This window comes from Terriglobus tenax (assembly GCF_025685395.1).
In the GTDB taxonomy this organism is placed as follows: Bacteria; Acidobacteriota; Terriglobia; order Terriglobales; family Acidobacteriaceae; genus Terriglobus; species Terriglobus tenax.
Genome location: NZ_JAGSYA010000004.1, coordinates 1,211,444 through 1,228,561 on the forward strand (window position 1 = coordinate 1,211,444; position 17,118 = coordinate 1,228,561).

Consider the following 17,118-nt stretch of genomic DNA (forward strand, 5'->3'; position numbering starts at 1 on the left):
TAGGGCCAGTGGCTGCAGAAGCAGTAGCGTCCGCTCAGTGGAAGAGAAAAAGCCGCACGATCTTGTGTCTTGCAGCGAACACAAGACTCTGGGAAAATGGAAACGGCGCGCAGGGTATGCACGCCGTTTCACACTTACGATTCAGATCGAAGCGTCCGTTTTATTCCTCGCCGCCCTCTTCGTCATCTTCTTCGACGATGTCCAGGGCGAACCTGTGCTGAAGTTTCATGCTGGCGGCGCCGAGGATGGTCCGTAACGATCGTGCTGTACGGCCCTGTTTGCCGATCACTTTTCCTACGTCTCCGACTGCAACCCGGAGCTGAAGAACCGTTGTACCGCCATCTTCCAGGGCATCAACGACCACATCTTCGGGCTTGTCGACCAGAGCACGTGCTATCTCCAAGACAAGGTTACGCATACTTTCCACGGGGCCAGTTGGCTCCGATTGAACTGCCTGACTCATCACACACACCTCTTGGGAGTAAAACGCTCCCGAAACCCTTCACAGTGGTTCTTGTCCCTCTATGGGATCTTTGGAACACACTGCTACTACAGAGTCCCGGCAGCGACACGAACCAACCGAGTGGGAATGACACGGCCGGCCCGCTGTTACCAGATCGCTTCCAAATGGAAGGAACTGTTGGGAGAAGTTTACGTGAGCAGGCCGCCCAACGAACAAGCGAAATGGTGCGAATGTTTTATTTTTAGGCACCGGAGGCCGTTACTTCCGGCCATCCCGAGGTAACCTAGGCAGCCGCGGTTTCGGCAGCCGGAGTCTTGGCGAACAGCTTCGCCACGATCTCAGACATCTGTGCGCCCTTGCTTGTCCAGTACTCAATGCGCTCACGGTTCAGGCTCACGGAGGCAGGGTTGGTACGCGGGTTGTAGGTGCCCACAACCTCGACCGAACGGCCGTTACGGGCGCGGTCCTTTTCGATCACAACGACACGATAGTAGGGCTGCTTACGCGCGCCGAAACGCGCGAGACGAATCATCAGCACAGGAATTCCTCAATCTCTCTTCAATGATGTTGGGCAAGCCGGCAGTGCCGGTCGCGGGCCCACGCGGGAGCTACAGGGCATGGCCCTTCATTTCCCAACATCTAAGTATCGCCCAATTTCACGCCGCGGTGCAATGTTTTCAGGCAGGAAACAGGAAACGGAGGACCTCTCCAAACCGCTCCGCCCAGGCAGATTCGGCATGAACCCCGCCCTCAGCCCGCAGAAAACGCAGATTCTGGTCATTCCAGCCTTTACGCCGGAGCAGGCGGGCCATGGCGGCAGCGTTGCGCAGGTGCTTTCCACCTTCCAGCAACCCCATATCAAGCCAGATGCGCGGTCTTGGCTCAGGAGAGAGCCTTTCCACCTCGGTAAAAAGGCTGCGGCGGTCCCACCAGAGCGAGGGTGACAACGCGGCCAGCCTTCCGAAGACATCCGGATAGTGGAAACCGGTCCAAAGCGAGATAAGGCCCCCCAGCGAGGAACCGCCAAGACCGGTATGCTGCGGCCCTGCCAGGGTGCGATAGCTCTGGTCGATGAAGGGCTTCAACTCCTCCACCAGAAGGCGAGCGTACTGCGTCCCTTCCCCGCCGCCAAGCTTTGGATCGGCCGTGGGGGTGTACTCGGCCATGCGGCGGAGGCCGGTGTTGGCGATGCCGACCAGGATGACCGGCTCCGTTACTCCCTGCACGGTCAGCAGGTCTGAGGTGGAGTGGACGCGCCAGGTCTGGCCAGGGATGAACGAGGTACGTGGATCGATCAGGTTCTGCCCGTCGTGCAGATAGAAGGTAGCGAACCGCCGCTCCGGCTCGTCAAAATACCGGGGCGGAAGATAGACCATCACCTCGCGGTCATCCGGAAGAAAGCTGGAGTGAAAGCCAGGGTAGCGGTGAAGGCGCGGATGGATATCGAGCGCGGCAGCCTCTTGTTCGAAATGGTTCTCCGGCTGGTACGACACAGCGATACGCAAGGCTCCCGGTTAGGATGGCTTCAAGCCTAGCAGAGCGGGGAGGGCAGAATGAATCGCGAATACCATACATGGCTGTCCCCGGCGCTTGGACGGGAGATGGAGCTGCTGGTCTTTGGCCATGCGGGCATCCCCACCCTTGTCTTTCCCACCTCGCAGGGCCGGTTCTATGACTTTGAGAACAACGGCATGGTGCAGGCTGTGCAACGGCAGATCGACCATGGCCAGCTGCAGCTTTTCTGCGTGGACTCTGTCGATAGCGAGAGCTGGTACAACCGCGAGGCTCCGCCACGCTGGCGCATTGGCCGCCACCTGCAGTATGAGCAGTACATCCTGAATGAGGTCACGCCGCTTGTCCGGCAGAAGAACCATGCTCCGCAACTGACGCTTGCCGGCTGCAGCTTCGGCGGCTTCCACGCAGCCAGCATGGCGCTGCGGCACCCGGAGACATTTACCGGCATGCTTTCCATCAGCGGAGCCTTTGACCTTTCGTGCCTGCTGAACGGCTACTCCGACGAGGACAGCTACCTGCTGTTTCCAACGTACTTTCTGCCCAACCTGTACGACCCCTGGTACCTGGATCGCTACCGTAAGAATGTGTACGTGCTGGCCACCGGCGTGCATGACCAGTGCTGGGACCAGAACGAGAAGCTGGCTGCCGTGATGCGGCAGAAAGGAATCCCCGTGCGGCTGGATGTATGGGGCGACAATGCGGGCCATGACTGGCCATGGTGGCGGCGCATGGCAGCCCAGTATCTTTGAGGGAATGAGACGCTGAATTTTGCCGCGGCACCCACTTGCTTCATCAAGAAGGGTGCGTATGATCGTCAGGAAGCGCCTCCGTGATGAGCCACACCCCCCAAAGTCCGCCGTCACAACGTATGCGTTTCCTTGACCGCCTGGACCGCGCTCTGAACGGAATTACCGGCGCGGCCGAAGTCACGCAGATTGCCAGCAACCTGCTGCGCGACGAGTTGCGGGTTGCACGCTGTATCTACGCCGAGATTGGCCAAAAGGCAGACCTCCAGGAAAGCGACAGACGGTACACTCTGCCTTCGCCTGTGCTGCGGGCGCGCGAGTTCTCTGAAACAGCCATGGCCACCCTGCGCGAGGGCTTGACCTTCGTGGTGGAGAACATGGAGACGGACGCACGTGTTGCTGCTTCCCGCGAAGCGTACCGCCAGGCCAACGTGCATGCGCTGGTGTGTGTGCCTGTACCCAAGAATCAGCCGCTGCGGGCGGCCCTGGCGGTTCACAGCCATACTCCTCGGGCATGGACGCCCCAGGAGATTGACCTGGTGGAACAGGTGGCCGTGCGTTGCTGGGAGGCTGCCTCGCACCTGGCCACGCTGGAGGAGTTGCGCGGCAGCGAAGAAAACCTGCGGCTCGCCATGGAAGCCGGCGACTTCGGCTACTACTCCTATGAGCTTGGCGCCCCGGCGATGAAGATCTCGCAACGGTTCGCGAACATCTTCGGATATGAGCAGATTCCCGAAGACTGGAGCTTTGATCGCTGGGCCGATCATCTGCACCCGGAGGACCGGGAACGGGTGCTCACGCAGGTGCTCGCTTCAGAACCGACAGGCAGCGACATTGAATATGAATCGCGTGTCTTCCCTGCCGGCGTGGAGCGCGTCGAACAGAACGCGCGCTGGGTATGGCTGCGGGCCCGCTACTCCCACCGTGAAGATGGCCGCCGCTACCGCTTTGGCGTGCTTGCCGATATCACCGAGCGCAAGCAGGCCGAGGCGGCGCTGGAAGCCAGCCGGCGCGAGGTCTACCGCCAGTGGGCGGAGCTGGAGACGATCTACCAGACAGCCCCTATCGGCCTGTCGCTGTTCTCGCTGGATGACTTCCGCTACCTGCGCGTCAACGATCTGCAGAGCGGTGTGATTGGGCTGCCGCGCGAACAGATTATCGGCCAGCCCTTTCGCGAGATTGCCGTGGGGCTATGGCCGCAGTGTGAGCCACTGATGCGCCGCGCCGCAACGGGAGAGACGATTCGCAATGTAAACCTGGAAGGCGAGTTACCGTCGCGTCCGGGGCAACACCGTTACTGGACCGTGAGCTACATGCCGGTGCGGGGCGAGGATGGCACGGTGCGCGCCGTCGCCGCGGTGATTCTGGAGACCACCGCGCAGAAACGCGCCGAGCAGGCGCTGATCCAGAGCGAAAAGCTGGCGGCGGTGGGAAGGCTGGCAAGCTCGATCTCGCACGAGATCAACAACCCGCTGGAAGCGACAACGAACCTGCTGTACATTGCGCAGCACACCCCGGGGCTGCCGCAGGAGGCTGCCGATGCCCTGGCTCTTGCGGAGAAGGAGCTGCAACGCGTCTCACAGATTGCATCTCAGACACTACGCTTCCATCGCCAGGCCACGCGCCCCACATGGGTAACCGCGGAAGAGCTGCTGAAGCCTGTGGTTGCGCTGTACCAGGGACGCCTGACGAACTCCAACATCCGCCTGATCGAGCAGCATCGCGGAGCGCAGCCGGTGCAATGTTTTGAGAACGATATCCGCCAGGTGCTGAACAACCTGATCGGCAATGCGATTGATGCAATGAAAGGCATTGGCGGAAGAGTGATGATCGTAAGCCGCGAGGCGACCGACTGGAAGACAGGCCGCAAGGGGCTGCGCATTACGGTGATAGACAGCGGCAGCGGTATGTCAGAAGCGACGCGCAAGAATATATTCACGGCCTTCTACACCACCAAGGGAATCAACGGAACCGGGCTGGGGCTATGGATCTCGCGCGGTATCGTGGATAAGCATGAGGGCGAGTTGAGGTTCTACTCCAGCACACTGCAGGGCCGCAGCGGCACGGCTTTTTCCCTCTTCCTGCCGCGGTATGGATGATGCATTTGAGGCTTGCTGTTTTTGCGATGGTTGCTGTGTTGCCCTTATCTGCGGAGACGCCGCGTGAAGCCCTGCACCATGCCGTGGCACACACGCAGGCCACGGCCGTGGTGGTGGATTTCGCTACCGGAAAGGTCATCGCGCAGGAAGGTGTAGCGCGGCGAGGTACACCGGGCTCAACCATAAAGCCCTTTGTACTGGAGTACGCCCTGCAGCATGGCCTGGTGAAGGCGGAGACGCAGGTGTACTGCCGCAGGAACCTCCGCATTGCGGGACGGGACTTTGCCTGCACGCATCCGGCAAGCCTTCCGGTCGTTGATGCGGAGACAGCGCTGGCGGAGTCGTGCAATACATGGTTTGCCGCCCTGGCGCGACGCATGCCTCCACAGGAACTTGAGCAGGCGGTTGCCGCGACCCTGCTGCCGCATGAAAGCCTTCGTTTTGCCAGCATGGATCAGCGTCAGCTTGCCGTGCTGGGAGTGTGGGGAAGCACGGCCTCTCCGCTGGAGCTGGCGCAGGCCTACCGCGCACTGGTGCAGCGCCTGCCGCAGGACAGCGTTGTGGCCCGCAGTCTGCGAGAGTCAGTGGAACATGGCATGGCGAATCCTGCAGCAACGCGCGGTGTGACGATCCTGGGTAAGACCGGAACCGCGCAGAACCCGGGTGAAAGCTGGACGCACGGATGGTTTGCCGGTGTCGTACCCGGGCGGCTGGTCATCGTGATGTATGTCCCCAGGGGCGATGGCGGAACGGCGGCGCGGCTGGCCCATGGGTTCTTTACGGAGATGGCTCGTTGAGGGCCGCATGGCTGCTGGCTTTGCTGCCATCGCTTGCTCTGGCGCAAAGCGACGGCGGAGGCCGGGATGTTTCCGTCGCGATGTTTTCAACGCATGCCGTTCATGCCGTAACGCTCGCTCCGGCGGGTGAAGGCGCGTGGACGGCAAGCTGTGCGGGCTGCGCCCATAAGCCCCTGACCGTGCCAGTAACGTTTGCCAAAGGCGAGCTGTTTGCCGGAGGTCCGGTGCGCGTCAGCAACAACGCCAACCCGAAGGACTTCCGCACCGCCACCGGACTATGGCACCTGCGCGTTACAGCGGGCGATGTGGATATCGTGTTGACGATCCCAAGCGAGCACTACGTTGCGGCCGTGGTTGCGGGGGAAGCCTCGCCGGGAGAGAGGCCGCAGGCGCTGGAAGCGCTGGCGATTGTGGCTCGCACCTATGCGTTGAACGGAAGACACTGGAAGCCGCGTTCCGGGCACCTGCCTGCACCGCTGTGCGACAGCACGCAGTGCCAGGCGATGCGGCTGGGGCGCGTGCCCGCCGTGATTGACGCGGCTGTACGCGCCACCGCGGGCGAGACCATGTGGTTCCACGGACGCCGTGCCGAGGTCTTCTTCAGCCAGCACTGCGGCGGAACGACGGAGACAGCCGGGGCCGTGTGGCCAACGCTGCGGCGCGCGACGTATCTCAACGCGCATCCGGATAACTTCTGCCTGCGCAAGGATAAAGCCGCGTGGCACGCCGAGGTTCCGTTGACGCAGATGGAGGAAATTGCCCACACCGAGGGATGGAAGGTACCCGCGCAGATTGTGGCTGTTGAAATCATCCAGCGCAGCCCCTCGCAGCGTGCGTTAAAGCTGGCAATGGTTGGCACGGATGGCACTCGCTTCCCTGTCGCCGCAAGTTCGCTGCGGCTGGCCATTGGCCGGGCGCTTGGGTGGAACCAGGTGCGCAGCGACCTGTATGACGTGGCCGTGCGGCACGGTGCAATCGTCTTCGATGGACGCGGCCATGGCCACGGTGTTGGCCTGTGCCAGGTGGGCGCCGGCCAGATGGCCTCCGAAGGCAAGACCGCACGGGAGATTGCCGGCTTCTACTTCACCGGTGTGAGCATCGGCATAACGCCCAGAGATGCGGGCTGGCAGCAGAACACGGCCGGACCACTGCATACGCGCTCTGTCAACAAGGACACGACGCACGATGCGATGCTGCAGCGGGCATGGGCCGAGGCTGCAAAGCGATTTCCTTCGCAGCGCGCCATGTCGCCGGATGTCACCCTCGCTCCGTCGGTTGAGATCTTCCGACAGTTAACCTCTGCCCCGGGCTGGCTGCTGGCCACAACCCGCGGCCAGAGCATTGTGCTGCAACCCTGGTCCGTGTTGCAGGCACAGGCAGAACGTGTACTGCTGCATGAGTTCCTGCATCTGCGTGTGGAAGCCGAGGCGGGCAGCAATGCTCCGCTGTGGCTGCGCGAGGGGATGGTGGAGTATCTCGCGGGAGATACGCAGGGCAACACGTCCATGCCGGCAGCCGCGATGGACGCGGCGCTGCGCAGTGCGTCTGACCTGAGTGCAAATCAACAGGCGCATGAGGCCGCTGGGGCTAAGGTACGATCGCTGGTGCAGCGCTACGGGTTCGCTTCAGTGCGCGGCTGGCTTGTCTCCGGCATACCGCCCGGTGTTGCCTGAGTCTCTGCCAGCAGGGCGAGTAGGAATGAAGCGACTAGTCCGTCGAACAGCACCACGAAGAGAAGCCGGGCCACCAGGCTGAGGGCTTCCACCTTTAAGCCACGACCGGGTACCCAGCCGAGGATCCACCCGGTCACAGCACTCGCCAGCCAGGTGAGCGCAAGGAAAACGACCCACCACGTCAGGCTGAAGAGGCTGCGCAGCGCACCACGAACGCGGCCAAGGATGACCGCGAAGCTGAACACAGTGAGTACACTCACGATGATCCAGCTGAGCGTCGACCAGAGCCAGTCCAGCATCTTGTAAATGCGGTCGAAGGTGAAGAAGTAGCGCAGGCTGCGCGGCGTTTGCGAATTCAGATAACTGGCGCGCTGAAAATCATTGCTATGCAGCGGCTCAATCCAATGCGTTGCCAGAAGCCAGACAGCTACGGCGGCAACAATGGCAATCGAACCCGCCAGCAGACGTTTGCGCTTGCAGGTCTGTCTTGCCACCCACAACGCAATCCATGACTGCCCGGCGCCCGCAACGGCGGCAATCAGCAGGCCGAAGACGAATGAGACGATGACCCACAGCACGCTTGCGTCTGGAAGGCGCAGCCAGAGCAGTGCCATGAGAAAGACCACCAACGCAAGGCCGATTTGCAGAAGGAGCAGTTTCAGAGAGAAGCGGCGAAGCGCGCCGCGGAGCAGGCTCATTGCGGACCTCCGGTGGATGGCTGTGGCACCTCAAGCCGCAGTGCGTCACTCGATGCAGATACGTTGGGTTGATACATGGCCTCAACGTGCGCCGGGCTGATCTGGAAGACGCCGGGGTTGACGACACGGATGAGGTAGAAGACCTCCTGCCGTCCGTTGAAGTCCGTGGAGAAGAAGACAGCGCGATCGTCACGGAACTCGCTGCGCGTGTACCACCAGTACCAGCCACCGGGCTTCTTCTCGATGGTGTAGCTATCCTCGTTCTTGATGAACTCGGTGCCCGCCGGGATAGGATCTTCCAGCATCAGGTACTTCATTGGAGCGCCGCCGATGGCCTCATGCACGGCCAGCACATCGCCCACCTGTGCTGTGCCCGAGAGCGGCACCAGCATGTAGACCACTTTGCCATCCTTCTGTACGGGCTGCAGCTTGAAGTAGTCACGCGTCAGGTTCAACGTCATGCTGCCGGACTGGTAGTCCTTCTTCTCGGTTGAGAAGTAGCGTCCGCGTGCCGACCAGTAGAGACGTCCACCGCCCTTGCGCACGATCTGCAGGTTGTTTGCGTTCGGCGCTAACTGGGCAGCATCCAGGTTCAGTGTCAGCGTGTTGTCTGTAAGCGAAGCGCCCGCCTTGAAGCTGCGCTGCGCAATGGACTTGCCGTTGAGTAGAACCTCCACCGAAGAGTCTGCGGTGAGTTCCTTCGTCGCAGCCAGATACTCGGTCAGGCCGAAGAGCGCTGTGGCGGTCTGCTCGGTGGAGTCCCACCATCCGCCGCTGTTGCGCGCCAGCATCAGCCACTGGGCCGCGCTGGAGAGCATCGCGTCATTCGCGTCCACCTTCGCCAGCAGGCGAACGGCATAGGCCGTGGCCTCGGCGTTGTTACTGTACTCGGTGTCGAGCGTGGGAACGTAGTTGCTGCTCCAGAAGACCAGGTCGCCCTGGTGCTGCGCCTTCGACTTCAGCAGTGCGGCAAGCTCACTGGCACGCTTGTCGCCGGTGCGCAGCATTGCGAGGCCGGTCATGGCCAGCGGCTCAGGATCAAGGTCTTTGCGGCGTTCATACTGCGCGTCGAGCGCGGCCTTCAGGTCGCTCTCGTTGGCCATGGCAAGCGCATAGACCACCGAGGCTCGCAGCTCAGGCCGCATGCGCGGGTGCTGCTGCAGTTGCTGCCGCAGGTAGCTGGAGCCCATGTTCAGCATGTACCGGTGGTCCTGCGAGACCGGCGCAACCTCTGCCGCCGCGCCAAGACCGGCGACAACATAGGCCGTCATATAGATGCGGCTGTCATCTTCTTTCCACCAGCCCCAGCCGCCATCCTGATGCTGGTAGTCCTTCAGCCGCTCAAGACCCGCGTTCATCTTCGCGTGCAGGTCTTCCATGTTGATATCGGAAGAAACCTTCAGCTTGTTGAGTGTGTCCGCGACGATGACGTTTGGAAGGAAGCTCGACATCGTCTGTTCGGTGCAACCGTAGGGATAACTGGTGAGGTAGTCGAGCGCGGAGAAGAGCGAGCCCGCGATGGTGGGACTCACGTCGATTCGCAGGGAATGCGCGGCAACATCTGTGTTCGCGGGGAAATTGATGGGGACGCTGGCAGTGTTGCCGGTCAGTACCCCGCTGGGGGCGATGCTGCGGGCCACACCGTTGGGCTGAATAGGGAAGCTGATCTCCAGGGCGTCCGACTCGGCATCCGTAATAGCCGTGGCCGTCAGCTTCGCCATGCCCACACGCGAGGCGCGCAAACGCCACAGCGCGGTGACCTCGCCCTTACTGGGAATGGTGAGCTTCTGCTGGTTGCCGAGCACATTGTCGAGGCCCTCGACAGCAAGCGAGATGGTCGCTTCCTTCGGAACGTCAAGGTAGTTATGCACAATGACCGGCAGCGTGAGTTCATCGCCCTTCAGAAGGAAACGAGGGCTGCCCATGCGAACGAGGACGTTCTTGCGTACCAGCACGCGGCTGATGGCCGAGCCTGCCTTCGAGTCCGTGGTGATGGCGCGCGCCGTGGCTCGCCATGTCGTCAGCGAGTCCGGGAAAGTAAGTGTGACGGTGGCATGGCCATTCGCATCCGTATGCACGCTGGGCTGCCAGTACGCTGTGTCCGGGAAGGCCTTGCGAACACGGGGCTTGGATTCATTGCCTGGCTTCACCTGCGCCAGTTGCGGACGGTAGCGATTGGCGCGCATGGCGAGCATGGGCGACTTCTCTCCGGCCGAGCCGCTAAAGTAATAGTCCAGGGAAGAGTCCAGCTGCGACGAGCTGTAACGCTGTGGATAGAGCGCACGAACAATGTCGCCGTTCGAGTCCGGGTAGAGCGAGTAGATGGCCTCATCGACAACGCCCACACTGACCTCGGCGCTGACCGGCTTGCCCGCAAAGTCTCGCGTGGTGACATTGTAGGTGGCCTGCTGCTGCGGCTGGAAGACCTCCTTCGACGGCGTCACTTCCACCTGTAACTGCTGTTGCGAAGGCGGAACCTTCAGCATCCTGCTGGCCTGGTACAGCACGTTGTTCTTGATGAAGATAGCGCTGATGTTCAGGTTCGGCTGCGACTCCGGAGTGATGGGGACGTCGAAGCTGAGCGTCTTGCCTTCGCTGTGCAGCACCTGGCGGCGAACTAGCGAATCGCCTTCCACCAGCACCAGCGCATAGAAATCCGGCTGTTCGGAGATAAGGCTCAGGTGCGCGGTTTCACCGGGGGCATAGCTCTTCTTGTCGGCGACGATCTGCGTGTTCTGCGAGCTGTCTCCCCAGCTTTGTTCGCCAACACCCATGATCCAGAGATAGGTTTCGTTCTCCGGATTGCGAGTGCCAGGCTGCACGGCAGTCGCCGTGGCCTGCAGCGTGGCGGAACTGTATGGAGGAGAGATTACCGGCAGTTGGCCGGAGGCCTGGCCGCCCGCATCCGTGGTTACATCCACGGCAGGACCAGGGGTCGTCTCCACCTTGCCACGGTCGTAATGACGGTAGACAAGCTGCACGTGTGTCCGGGTCGCCAGCGGACGGTTGTCGTAATCCATCGCCGTCACGCGGAAGCGGGCCGGTTCGCCCGCGCGAACCGCATAGCTGAGCGGTTCTACATTCACACGGAAGGTGCTGTAGGTGGCCAGGAAGCGGCCACGGCCGGTGATCTCGCGGTTGGCTGCGTCGGTCACGCCGGCTTCGACAACATAGTCGTAGTCGCCATGTTTCTTCTCGTCCACCTGCGTGGGCACCTGGATCGTAAGCAGGCCATTGGCGTCCAGCTTGCCGGTTTTCTCGGCTTCTTCGTCGGCGTAGCCAACGTAGCTGTTGTCGCCGCCGTCAGACTCGCCTGGGCCATCGCTGGAGTCATCGCTCTCGCCCCACCAGTAGTGGCGCTCGTGGTAAACACGATACTTCACCTTCGCGTTGGCCACCGGCTCGCCAAAGAAGTAGCGGGAGTCAATGGTGACCGGCATGGTGGCGCCCTGCAGAACGCGGCGTTGCCCGGCGGTGACGGTCACACGATACTCCGGCTTGCGATACTCCTCCACGTGGAAGCTGCCGAAGACCTGGCTGGGGGCGTCCCCCACGCGGATGTTGTAGTAGCCAAGCGCGGCATCGCGGGGAAGATCCATCTCACCGGCTACGGTTCCTGTCGCCGACACGGGCATCTGCTTGTCGAAGATGACCTTGTCGGTGGCGTCGGAGATGGTGACATGCAGGTTGCCGGGCTTCGGCGGAGTAAGCACGTTCCCCGCGTGTTCCCGCACAATCGCCTTCCAGTGAACGGTATGCGTGGGGCGGTAAACCGGACGCTCGGTGTAGACATAGCCAACGTATTTGCTCTCCCAGGTGTTGCTCAGCGTCCATGTTCCGGGGGTGGAGACAGCAATTGCCTTGTCCTTTGCACCGACCACCCAGAAAGCGTCTTCATGCGCTTTGTCCGCCGTAATAGGCAGTAGAGCCATACCGCTTGCATCCGTCGTCGCCGAGGCCGCCGCCTTCTGTCCGAAGCCTGCATCGACCTTCACGCCTTCCATCGGCTGGCCGGAGATGCGGTCGGTCGCATACGCCAGCACCTGGCCGTTGCTGGTGCGTGTGACCAGCGCCATGGGCGTAACCGTCACCAGCGTGTAGGCCTTCAGATGGCCGTCGGTGGCCTCCAGCAGGTACAGCCCCGCGTCCAGCTTCTGTTCGATGGGAAGATCGTTGTTATCCGAAACGTAGGTGGCGGGCACGACCTGCCGCCAACGCGCGACAAGCTGTCGCTGGTTCAGGATGGGAATCTGGGCGAACTCGGCTTCGCTGACAATGCGGCTGCTTTTCGAAAGCGCTGTCTGTTTGGCCCGGATGGAATGACGTGCCTGGCGCGAGAACTGGCGCCGGAAGAAGAAACGAATGCTCTCCCACAGCTGCTGCTTCCAGTCATGGAATCGTTCCAGCCATGTGCGCTCGTCGATGTACTCCGGGCCGTAGCTGCCGATGTTGCCGGAGCTGAAGGAGTGCAGCTCGCGCAGGTTTTCGACAAACTTTACAGGGTCCTGGATGCGATAGACGCGGAATTCGAGTGATTCCACATCGTGCGTGTACAGGTGGATGGCGGGCTTTTCCCCCGGAGCAAAGGTCTTACTGGTGCTCAGGTTGAAACTCTGCGCGTGGGCGCAGACAGAGGCGGCGAGGAACAGGAAAAAGAGAGCGAGGGGGCGCGGTCTCATTGAGGGTCCTCTCGGAGGATAGACCAACGATACACTCCAAGGAAGTTGGTATTGTATGAAACCGGTCTCCAGCGGGGATCAGGGTGATTAAGCAGGTCGTCCAGCGCAACGCGACGCATCTCACCCGGCCCCGCTCCGATGGGGCCGGTATGGTAGACCGCCCAGTCATGAGCCTCGCCGGTCACAATCATGGAATGGTAGGGCGAGTTCTGTTCCAGTTGGCGGTAGAAGAGAAGGTCACCCTCCCGGGCGGCATGGATATCCCGCGAGACGAAGAAGGTGTTTCGCTGCCACAGCGTCTTTGCATCGGCAAACTGGGCAAAGCTTTCGTTCGCCGGATCGCCGGCGGTATAGCCGCCCTCGCGCACGCGGAAGAGGTTGGCCCCCAGCGGGGTGAGCGGGTACACATACTGGCTGACCGAGGAGGACGGCAAGGCGACCTCCATGGGCAGCGTCGCCAGCCATGCCTCGTTATGCGCATGCAGAGCTCCACGGTAGCACCAGCGCAGCAGCGCGGCACAGTCGTTGATCTCTGCCGGTAGCTTCGCCGGGGGCGTAGCAGCGGCGATATCCGCAAGCGCGGAGAACCACCGCCGGAAGGCGGCACGGTCTGCTGAACGATGCAGCCGAAGGTACTCCGGCGTTCCATCTCCGAAGCGGTCCGAGGAGTCCGGTGTGAAGTCGAGTACGGCGCTGGCGTGGCTGGAGCCATCACTTACCTGCAACGTATGACGGCCGGGCAGCACGGGCGACTGTACCAGCACGCTGCCATCCGTCAGCACGCGTGCGGCAAGCCCGCCAAGGCGAAGCTCACCGGATCCTTTCCCTTGCAGCAGAGCCGCGCGATGTTCCCCGCCGTCGGCAGGCAGAGTGTGCTGCACCTGCTGCAGGCGGATGTGCGGGCGCGGCCAGGCACGCCATGCAATGGCCCCCGCCATAAGAAGCGCGGCAACCAGAAGAAGAAGTCGGCCCTGCAATGCTCGGCTCACGTGAGCCAGAGGATAGCAGGGCCGGGTTTGTGGATTCGTTTCGTTAGAAGCTAAGGCGCGCCGCCAATTGGATGCTGCGCGGATCGCCCACTCCGTTCGCCGAACCAAAGGTGGCGCTCGGCGTGGAGGGATAAGCTCCTGTGCCCCAGGTGCCGTTGGGAATCACGTCATTGCGGTGGTTCAGCAGGTTGAAGGCCTCGGCCATGCCCTGCAGCTTGACACGGTCACTTAAGGCAATCGTCCGGCTGAGGCGGGCGTTCAGGTTGAAGAAGTCAAAGCCGATGCCCGTGTTGCGGCCTAATACAGCTCCGGCAAAGCCCTGCGTGCAGGGGTTGGTCGTTGCCAGAGTGTAGCCTGCGACGCATGGCCTTTGCGTGGTCTGCTGCCGGGTCTGTCCGCCGGTAACAACATTGAACGGCAGCCGGGAGTAGTACTGCAGAATGCCTCCGAATTGCCAGCCATGCGTCACGTGCCCCATCACTGTGCTGGTGTGGGCCGTGGGGGTGTGTGCGTTGAAGTCGAAGACCATGCGGTGACGCTGGTCGTCGTCGGAGCGGCCACGGTCCACCTTAAGGTCAAAGTTATTGATCGGCGCGGAGAAGAAAAACTCGCCCACGTTGTTGATCGCCTTGGACCACGTGTACGACACACGCGCAGAGGCCCAGGAAGTGGGCCGCTGTACCAGCGAGACGGCCAGGCCGTCGTAATACGAATCAAACAGCGAATCGTAGGCACGCACGTTGCCGCGCGTGGCATCCGGCCGCGTGCCGTTGGCGTTGATGTTGCGATTGATGGACGACAGCAGGTGCAGACCGCGCGTGTGCTGATAGCTGATGCCCAGCGTGGTGGCGCGGGCAAGCTGCTGCTCCACACCAAGGTTTACCTGCTCAGAATAGGCATTCTGAATATTGCGGTTCATCAGGGAGTAGCTGATCAGCGCCGCGGGATTGGGTGTGGTGGAGACGTTGGGGAAAGACGGTGCTCCTACATCTCCCGGCACATAGGTGTACTGCAGCAGCCTGCCCTGCACGGGGTCCTGCGTGTTATTGGCTGAAAGCAGAGCATTGGCCAGAGCGCGCATGGGAACACGGTCATAGAACAGTCCAAAGCTGCCACGCACCACCGTACGATGATTGGCAAAGGGAGACCACGCAAAGCCGACGCGCGGAGAAACATTGTTGGTATCCGTGTTGATCGTCTTCAGGAACTGAAGGTCGTAACGCAGACCTGCGTTGATGGTCAGCGCGGATGTCAGCTTCCATTCATCCTGCACATAGAAGCCGATGTTCGGGTTGTTCTGCGTGATGGCGGGCGTGCCGAAGTTCTGCGCGTAGCTGGCGTACCCGGTGGTGCTATTGAGAAACGCCGACAGCGACGGGAAGGTGTAGTTCCCCGCGATGGACTGCGGGAAGGTAATGGTGTCGCGATTGAACAGGAAGTCCACACCGGTCTTCACGGTGTGCGCACCGCGCTGCATCACCAAGTTGTCCACCACCTCATACAGGTAGTTCAGCCGCGCCGTGGGCGACGAGGAGAAGCGGCCAAAGCTGGCGACGCCGCTGATGGTAATGGCCGGGCTGTTCTGCGTGTTTGAGGGAGCGTTCAGGCTGTCGTAGGTGAACTGCCCGCGCGTCTCATTGAAGGTACGCGGCGACAGCGTGGCCACGTTGCTGACCGCCACCGTGTGGTTGGTGTCACGCACCGCCGTCGCGTAACTGACATCCGCCAGGGCGCCGGCACCGCGGGCATTCACACTGTTCAGGCCGTAGTAGCTGTAGCGCAGCGAAAACTGGTCGCGGTCGCTGAAGCGGTGATCGCCACGGATAAAAGCGTTGTCCGTATGCACGGTGGTGGGATAGAGCGTCGTAGCACTATTGCCGACCGACAAGCGAGGCCCCGTGAAACCGAGCGTATTCAGCCGTGAGTTGATCGCGGCGGCATTTGCCGGAGTGATGGTCACGATGCCGTTGGTATTCAGGCGACGCCCCTCATAGTTGCCGAACAGGAAGGTGCGATCGCGACGGACAGGTCCGCCGAGGCTGGCGCCATACTGGCCCTGCGTCAGCGGCAGCTTATTCCGTGAGAGTGCGTTCATGGCGTTCAGGCGCTGGTTACGCAGAAAGCCATACGCGGTTCCGTGCAGATTGTTGGCACCACTGCGCGTAACGATGTTGAAATAGCCACCCATCGCCCGGCCAAACTCAGCCTGACCGCCGGAAGTAACCACCTGGAACTCCTGCACCACATCCATGCCGTAGGAGTTACCTGCGAGGCCCGCTGCATCGTCGTTGGCCGAAAGACCATCCACGACAAAGCTGTTGGAAAAATTACGCTGGCTGTTGATGGAGTAGCCCTGGCCAATGACCGGCGAGGTCTCGGCAAAGGTCTGCGTGCTGGCGGTGTTGGTGGGGCTTACACCGGGTGTCAGAAGCGCAAGGTCAAGATAGTTGCGTCCGCTGTAGGGCAGTTCGGTGATCTCGGCCTGATGGACCGTCTCCGAGATCTGGCTGCGGTTGGCTTCGAGAGGAACGAGATCTTCATCGACCACATCGACCGTAACGCCCGCGCCTGCAAGCGAGACTTTGAGCGTGAGGTCGAAGGCCGAACCCACGCCGAGCTGCACCTTCACGCTGCCAGCCTGAAAGCCGCTGGGCTGCGTTGTAAAGATGTATTCGCCGATGGGCAGAAACGGCAGGCGAAAGCGCCCGCGGTCATCAGTGGTAACGGCGTAAGACTGGTTGGTCGCAACGGAACGAGCTGTAACAGCGGTGTGCGCAATCAGCGCACCCGAGGGGTCGAGCACGCGGCCGGTCACAGAGGCGCTGGTCAGCGTCTCCTGCGCGTACATGACTGAGCCGGCAAACAGGGACAGGGCGGCAAGGGCCGCTCTCCGGGTAAACATTTCTTCCTCCATACGGGATAGGGCTGCAGCACGGCACGCCATCGAAAAAACGACAGCGGCAACAATGCAGCAAACGAACTTGAAACCGTTGGCTTAGGAGTGAAGAAAGACGGGAGGTCCACGCTCTGTGTCGTCGAGCGTATGCAGCGCGGCCTGCTGGGCAGGCGGACGCACATAGACGTGGTCATACGTGGCGCGAACCGGTGGCAGACTGGCAAAGAATGGCAGCGACGCCGTGGGCTGCGCCGGGGCATCCATGGATGCCGGGCAGTAAGGGCACTTCTCTACCGGGGTTGTGACATGCGGATGATTCGGTTCCGGGTCCTGCGCCATCCCCAGCCTGGCCATGGCACCACCCATCATCGCTGTTCCCATGAAGCAGCGATGCTTGCCGTGCCTGCGGCAGCAGGGCGGCAGATGCGCGTCATCATCCTGCACCGCCGCAAGCAGAGGTGTGGCGAGCGGCAGGCCGATGGCCAGCAGCAACAGGATGGAGAAGAGCTTCCGCAATACACCGATTGCAACACCGTGGAGCATGGAGCGCAAGCGGTTATCGA

The 17,118-nt window shown here is 61.7% G+C and carries 12 protein-coding genes; 4 read left to right on the top strand and 8 right to left on the bottom strand.

All coding sequences use genetic code 11. The annotated features are described in order from the left end of the window. Nucleotides 1-160: 160 nt before the first annotated feature. The 3 genes from OHL13_RS10480 to OHL13_RS10490 form a co-directional block, all read right to left on the bottom strand. A complete protein-coding gene (locus OHL13_RS10480) occupies nt 161-463 on the bottom strand; it encodes a KH domain-containing protein (protein WP_263410073.1) in 303 nt (100 codons plus the stop codon). Nucleotides 464-746: 283 nt separating this feature from the next. Continuing rightward, nucleotides 747-995 (bottom strand): 30S ribosomal protein S16, encoded by a 249-nt coding sequence (gene rpsP, locus OHL13_RS10485; protein ID WP_263410074.1) that lies wholly within the window; start codon nt 993-995, stop codon nt 747-749. Between the two features lie 145 nt (nt 996-1,140). Continuing rightward, the gene (locus OHL13_RS10490; RefSeq protein ID WP_263410075.1) at nt 1,141-1,968 is read right to left on the bottom strand and encodes an alpha/beta hydrolase; all 828 of its coding nucleotides are present in this window, start codon (nt 1,966-1,968) and stop codon (nt 1,141-1,143) included. A 48-nt stretch (nt 1,969-2,016) separates the two neighbouring features. Between OHL13_RS10490 and OHL13_RS10495 the strand changes: the two genes are divergently transcribed. The 4 genes from OHL13_RS10495 (at nt 2,017) to OHL13_RS10510 (ending at nt 7,293) form a co-directional block, all read left to right on the top strand. After that, nucleotides 2,017-2,727 (top strand): esterase family protein, encoded by a 711-nt coding sequence (locus OHL13_RS10495; RefSeq protein WP_263410076.1) that lies wholly within the window; start codon nt 2,017-2,019, stop codon nt 2,725-2,727. An 83-nt stretch (nt 2,728-2,810) separates the two neighbouring features. Next, nucleotides 2,811-4,823 (top strand): ATP-binding protein, encoded by a 2,013-nt coding sequence (locus OHL13_RS10500; RefSeq protein WP_263410077.1) that lies wholly within the window; start codon nt 2,811-2,813, stop codon nt 4,821-4,823. Nucleotides 4,824-4,828: 5 nt separating this feature from the next. Beyond that, nucleotides 4,829-5,620, top strand: a complete 792-nt coding sequence (locus OHL13_RS10505) for a penicillin-binding transpeptidase domain-containing protein (RefSeq protein WP_263410078.1) — start codon at nt 4,829-4,831, stop codon at nt 5,618-5,620. Then, complete coding sequence (locus tag OHL13_RS10510; RefSeq protein ID WP_263410079.1) at nt 5,617-7,293, top strand: SpoIID/LytB domain-containing protein; 1,677 nt, start codon at nt 5,617-5,619, stop codon at nt 7,291-7,293. The genes OHL13_RS10505 and OHL13_RS10510 overlap by 4 nt, the downstream gene beginning before the upstream one ends. Here OHL13_RS10510 and OHL13_RS10515 read toward each other — a convergent pair. From OHL13_RS10515 to OHL13_RS10535, 5 genes are all read right to left on the bottom strand, one after another. Next, on the bottom strand, nt 7,233-7,991 hold the full coding sequence (locus OHL13_RS10515) for a hypothetical protein (protein ID WP_263410080.1): 759 nt from the start codon (nt 7,989-7,991) through the stop codon (nt 7,233-7,235). The two genes, OHL13_RS10510 and OHL13_RS10515, sit on opposite strands and share 61 nt — an antisense overlap. Beyond that, nucleotides 7,988-12,670, bottom strand: a complete 4,683-nt coding sequence (locus tag OHL13_RS10520; RefSeq protein WP_263410081.1) for an alpha-2-macroglobulin family protein — start codon at nt 12,668-12,670, stop codon at nt 7,988-7,990. The genes OHL13_RS10515 and OHL13_RS10520 overlap by 4 nt, the downstream gene beginning before the upstream one ends. Beyond that, complete coding sequence (locus OHL13_RS10525) at nt 12,667-13,608, bottom strand: DUF1175 domain-containing protein (RefSeq protein WP_263410082.1); 942 nt, start codon at nt 13,606-13,608, stop codon at nt 12,667-12,669. The genes OHL13_RS10520 and OHL13_RS10525 overlap by 4 nt, the downstream gene beginning before the upstream one ends. Before the next feature lie 94 nt (nt 13,609-13,702). Next, the gene (locus tag OHL13_RS10530; RefSeq protein ID WP_263410083.1) at nt 13,703-16,561 is read right to left on the bottom strand and encodes a TonB-dependent receptor; all 2,859 of its coding nucleotides are present in this window, start codon (nt 16,559-16,561) and stop codon (nt 13,703-13,705) included. A gap of 93 nt (nt 16,562-16,654) precedes the next feature. Next, on the bottom strand, nt 16,655-17,098 hold the full coding sequence (locus OHL13_RS10535) for a DUF2946 family protein (RefSeq protein ID WP_399256076.1): 444 nt from the start codon (nt 17,096-17,098) through the stop codon (nt 16,655-16,657). Nucleotides 17,099-17,118 lie beyond the last annotated feature (20 nt).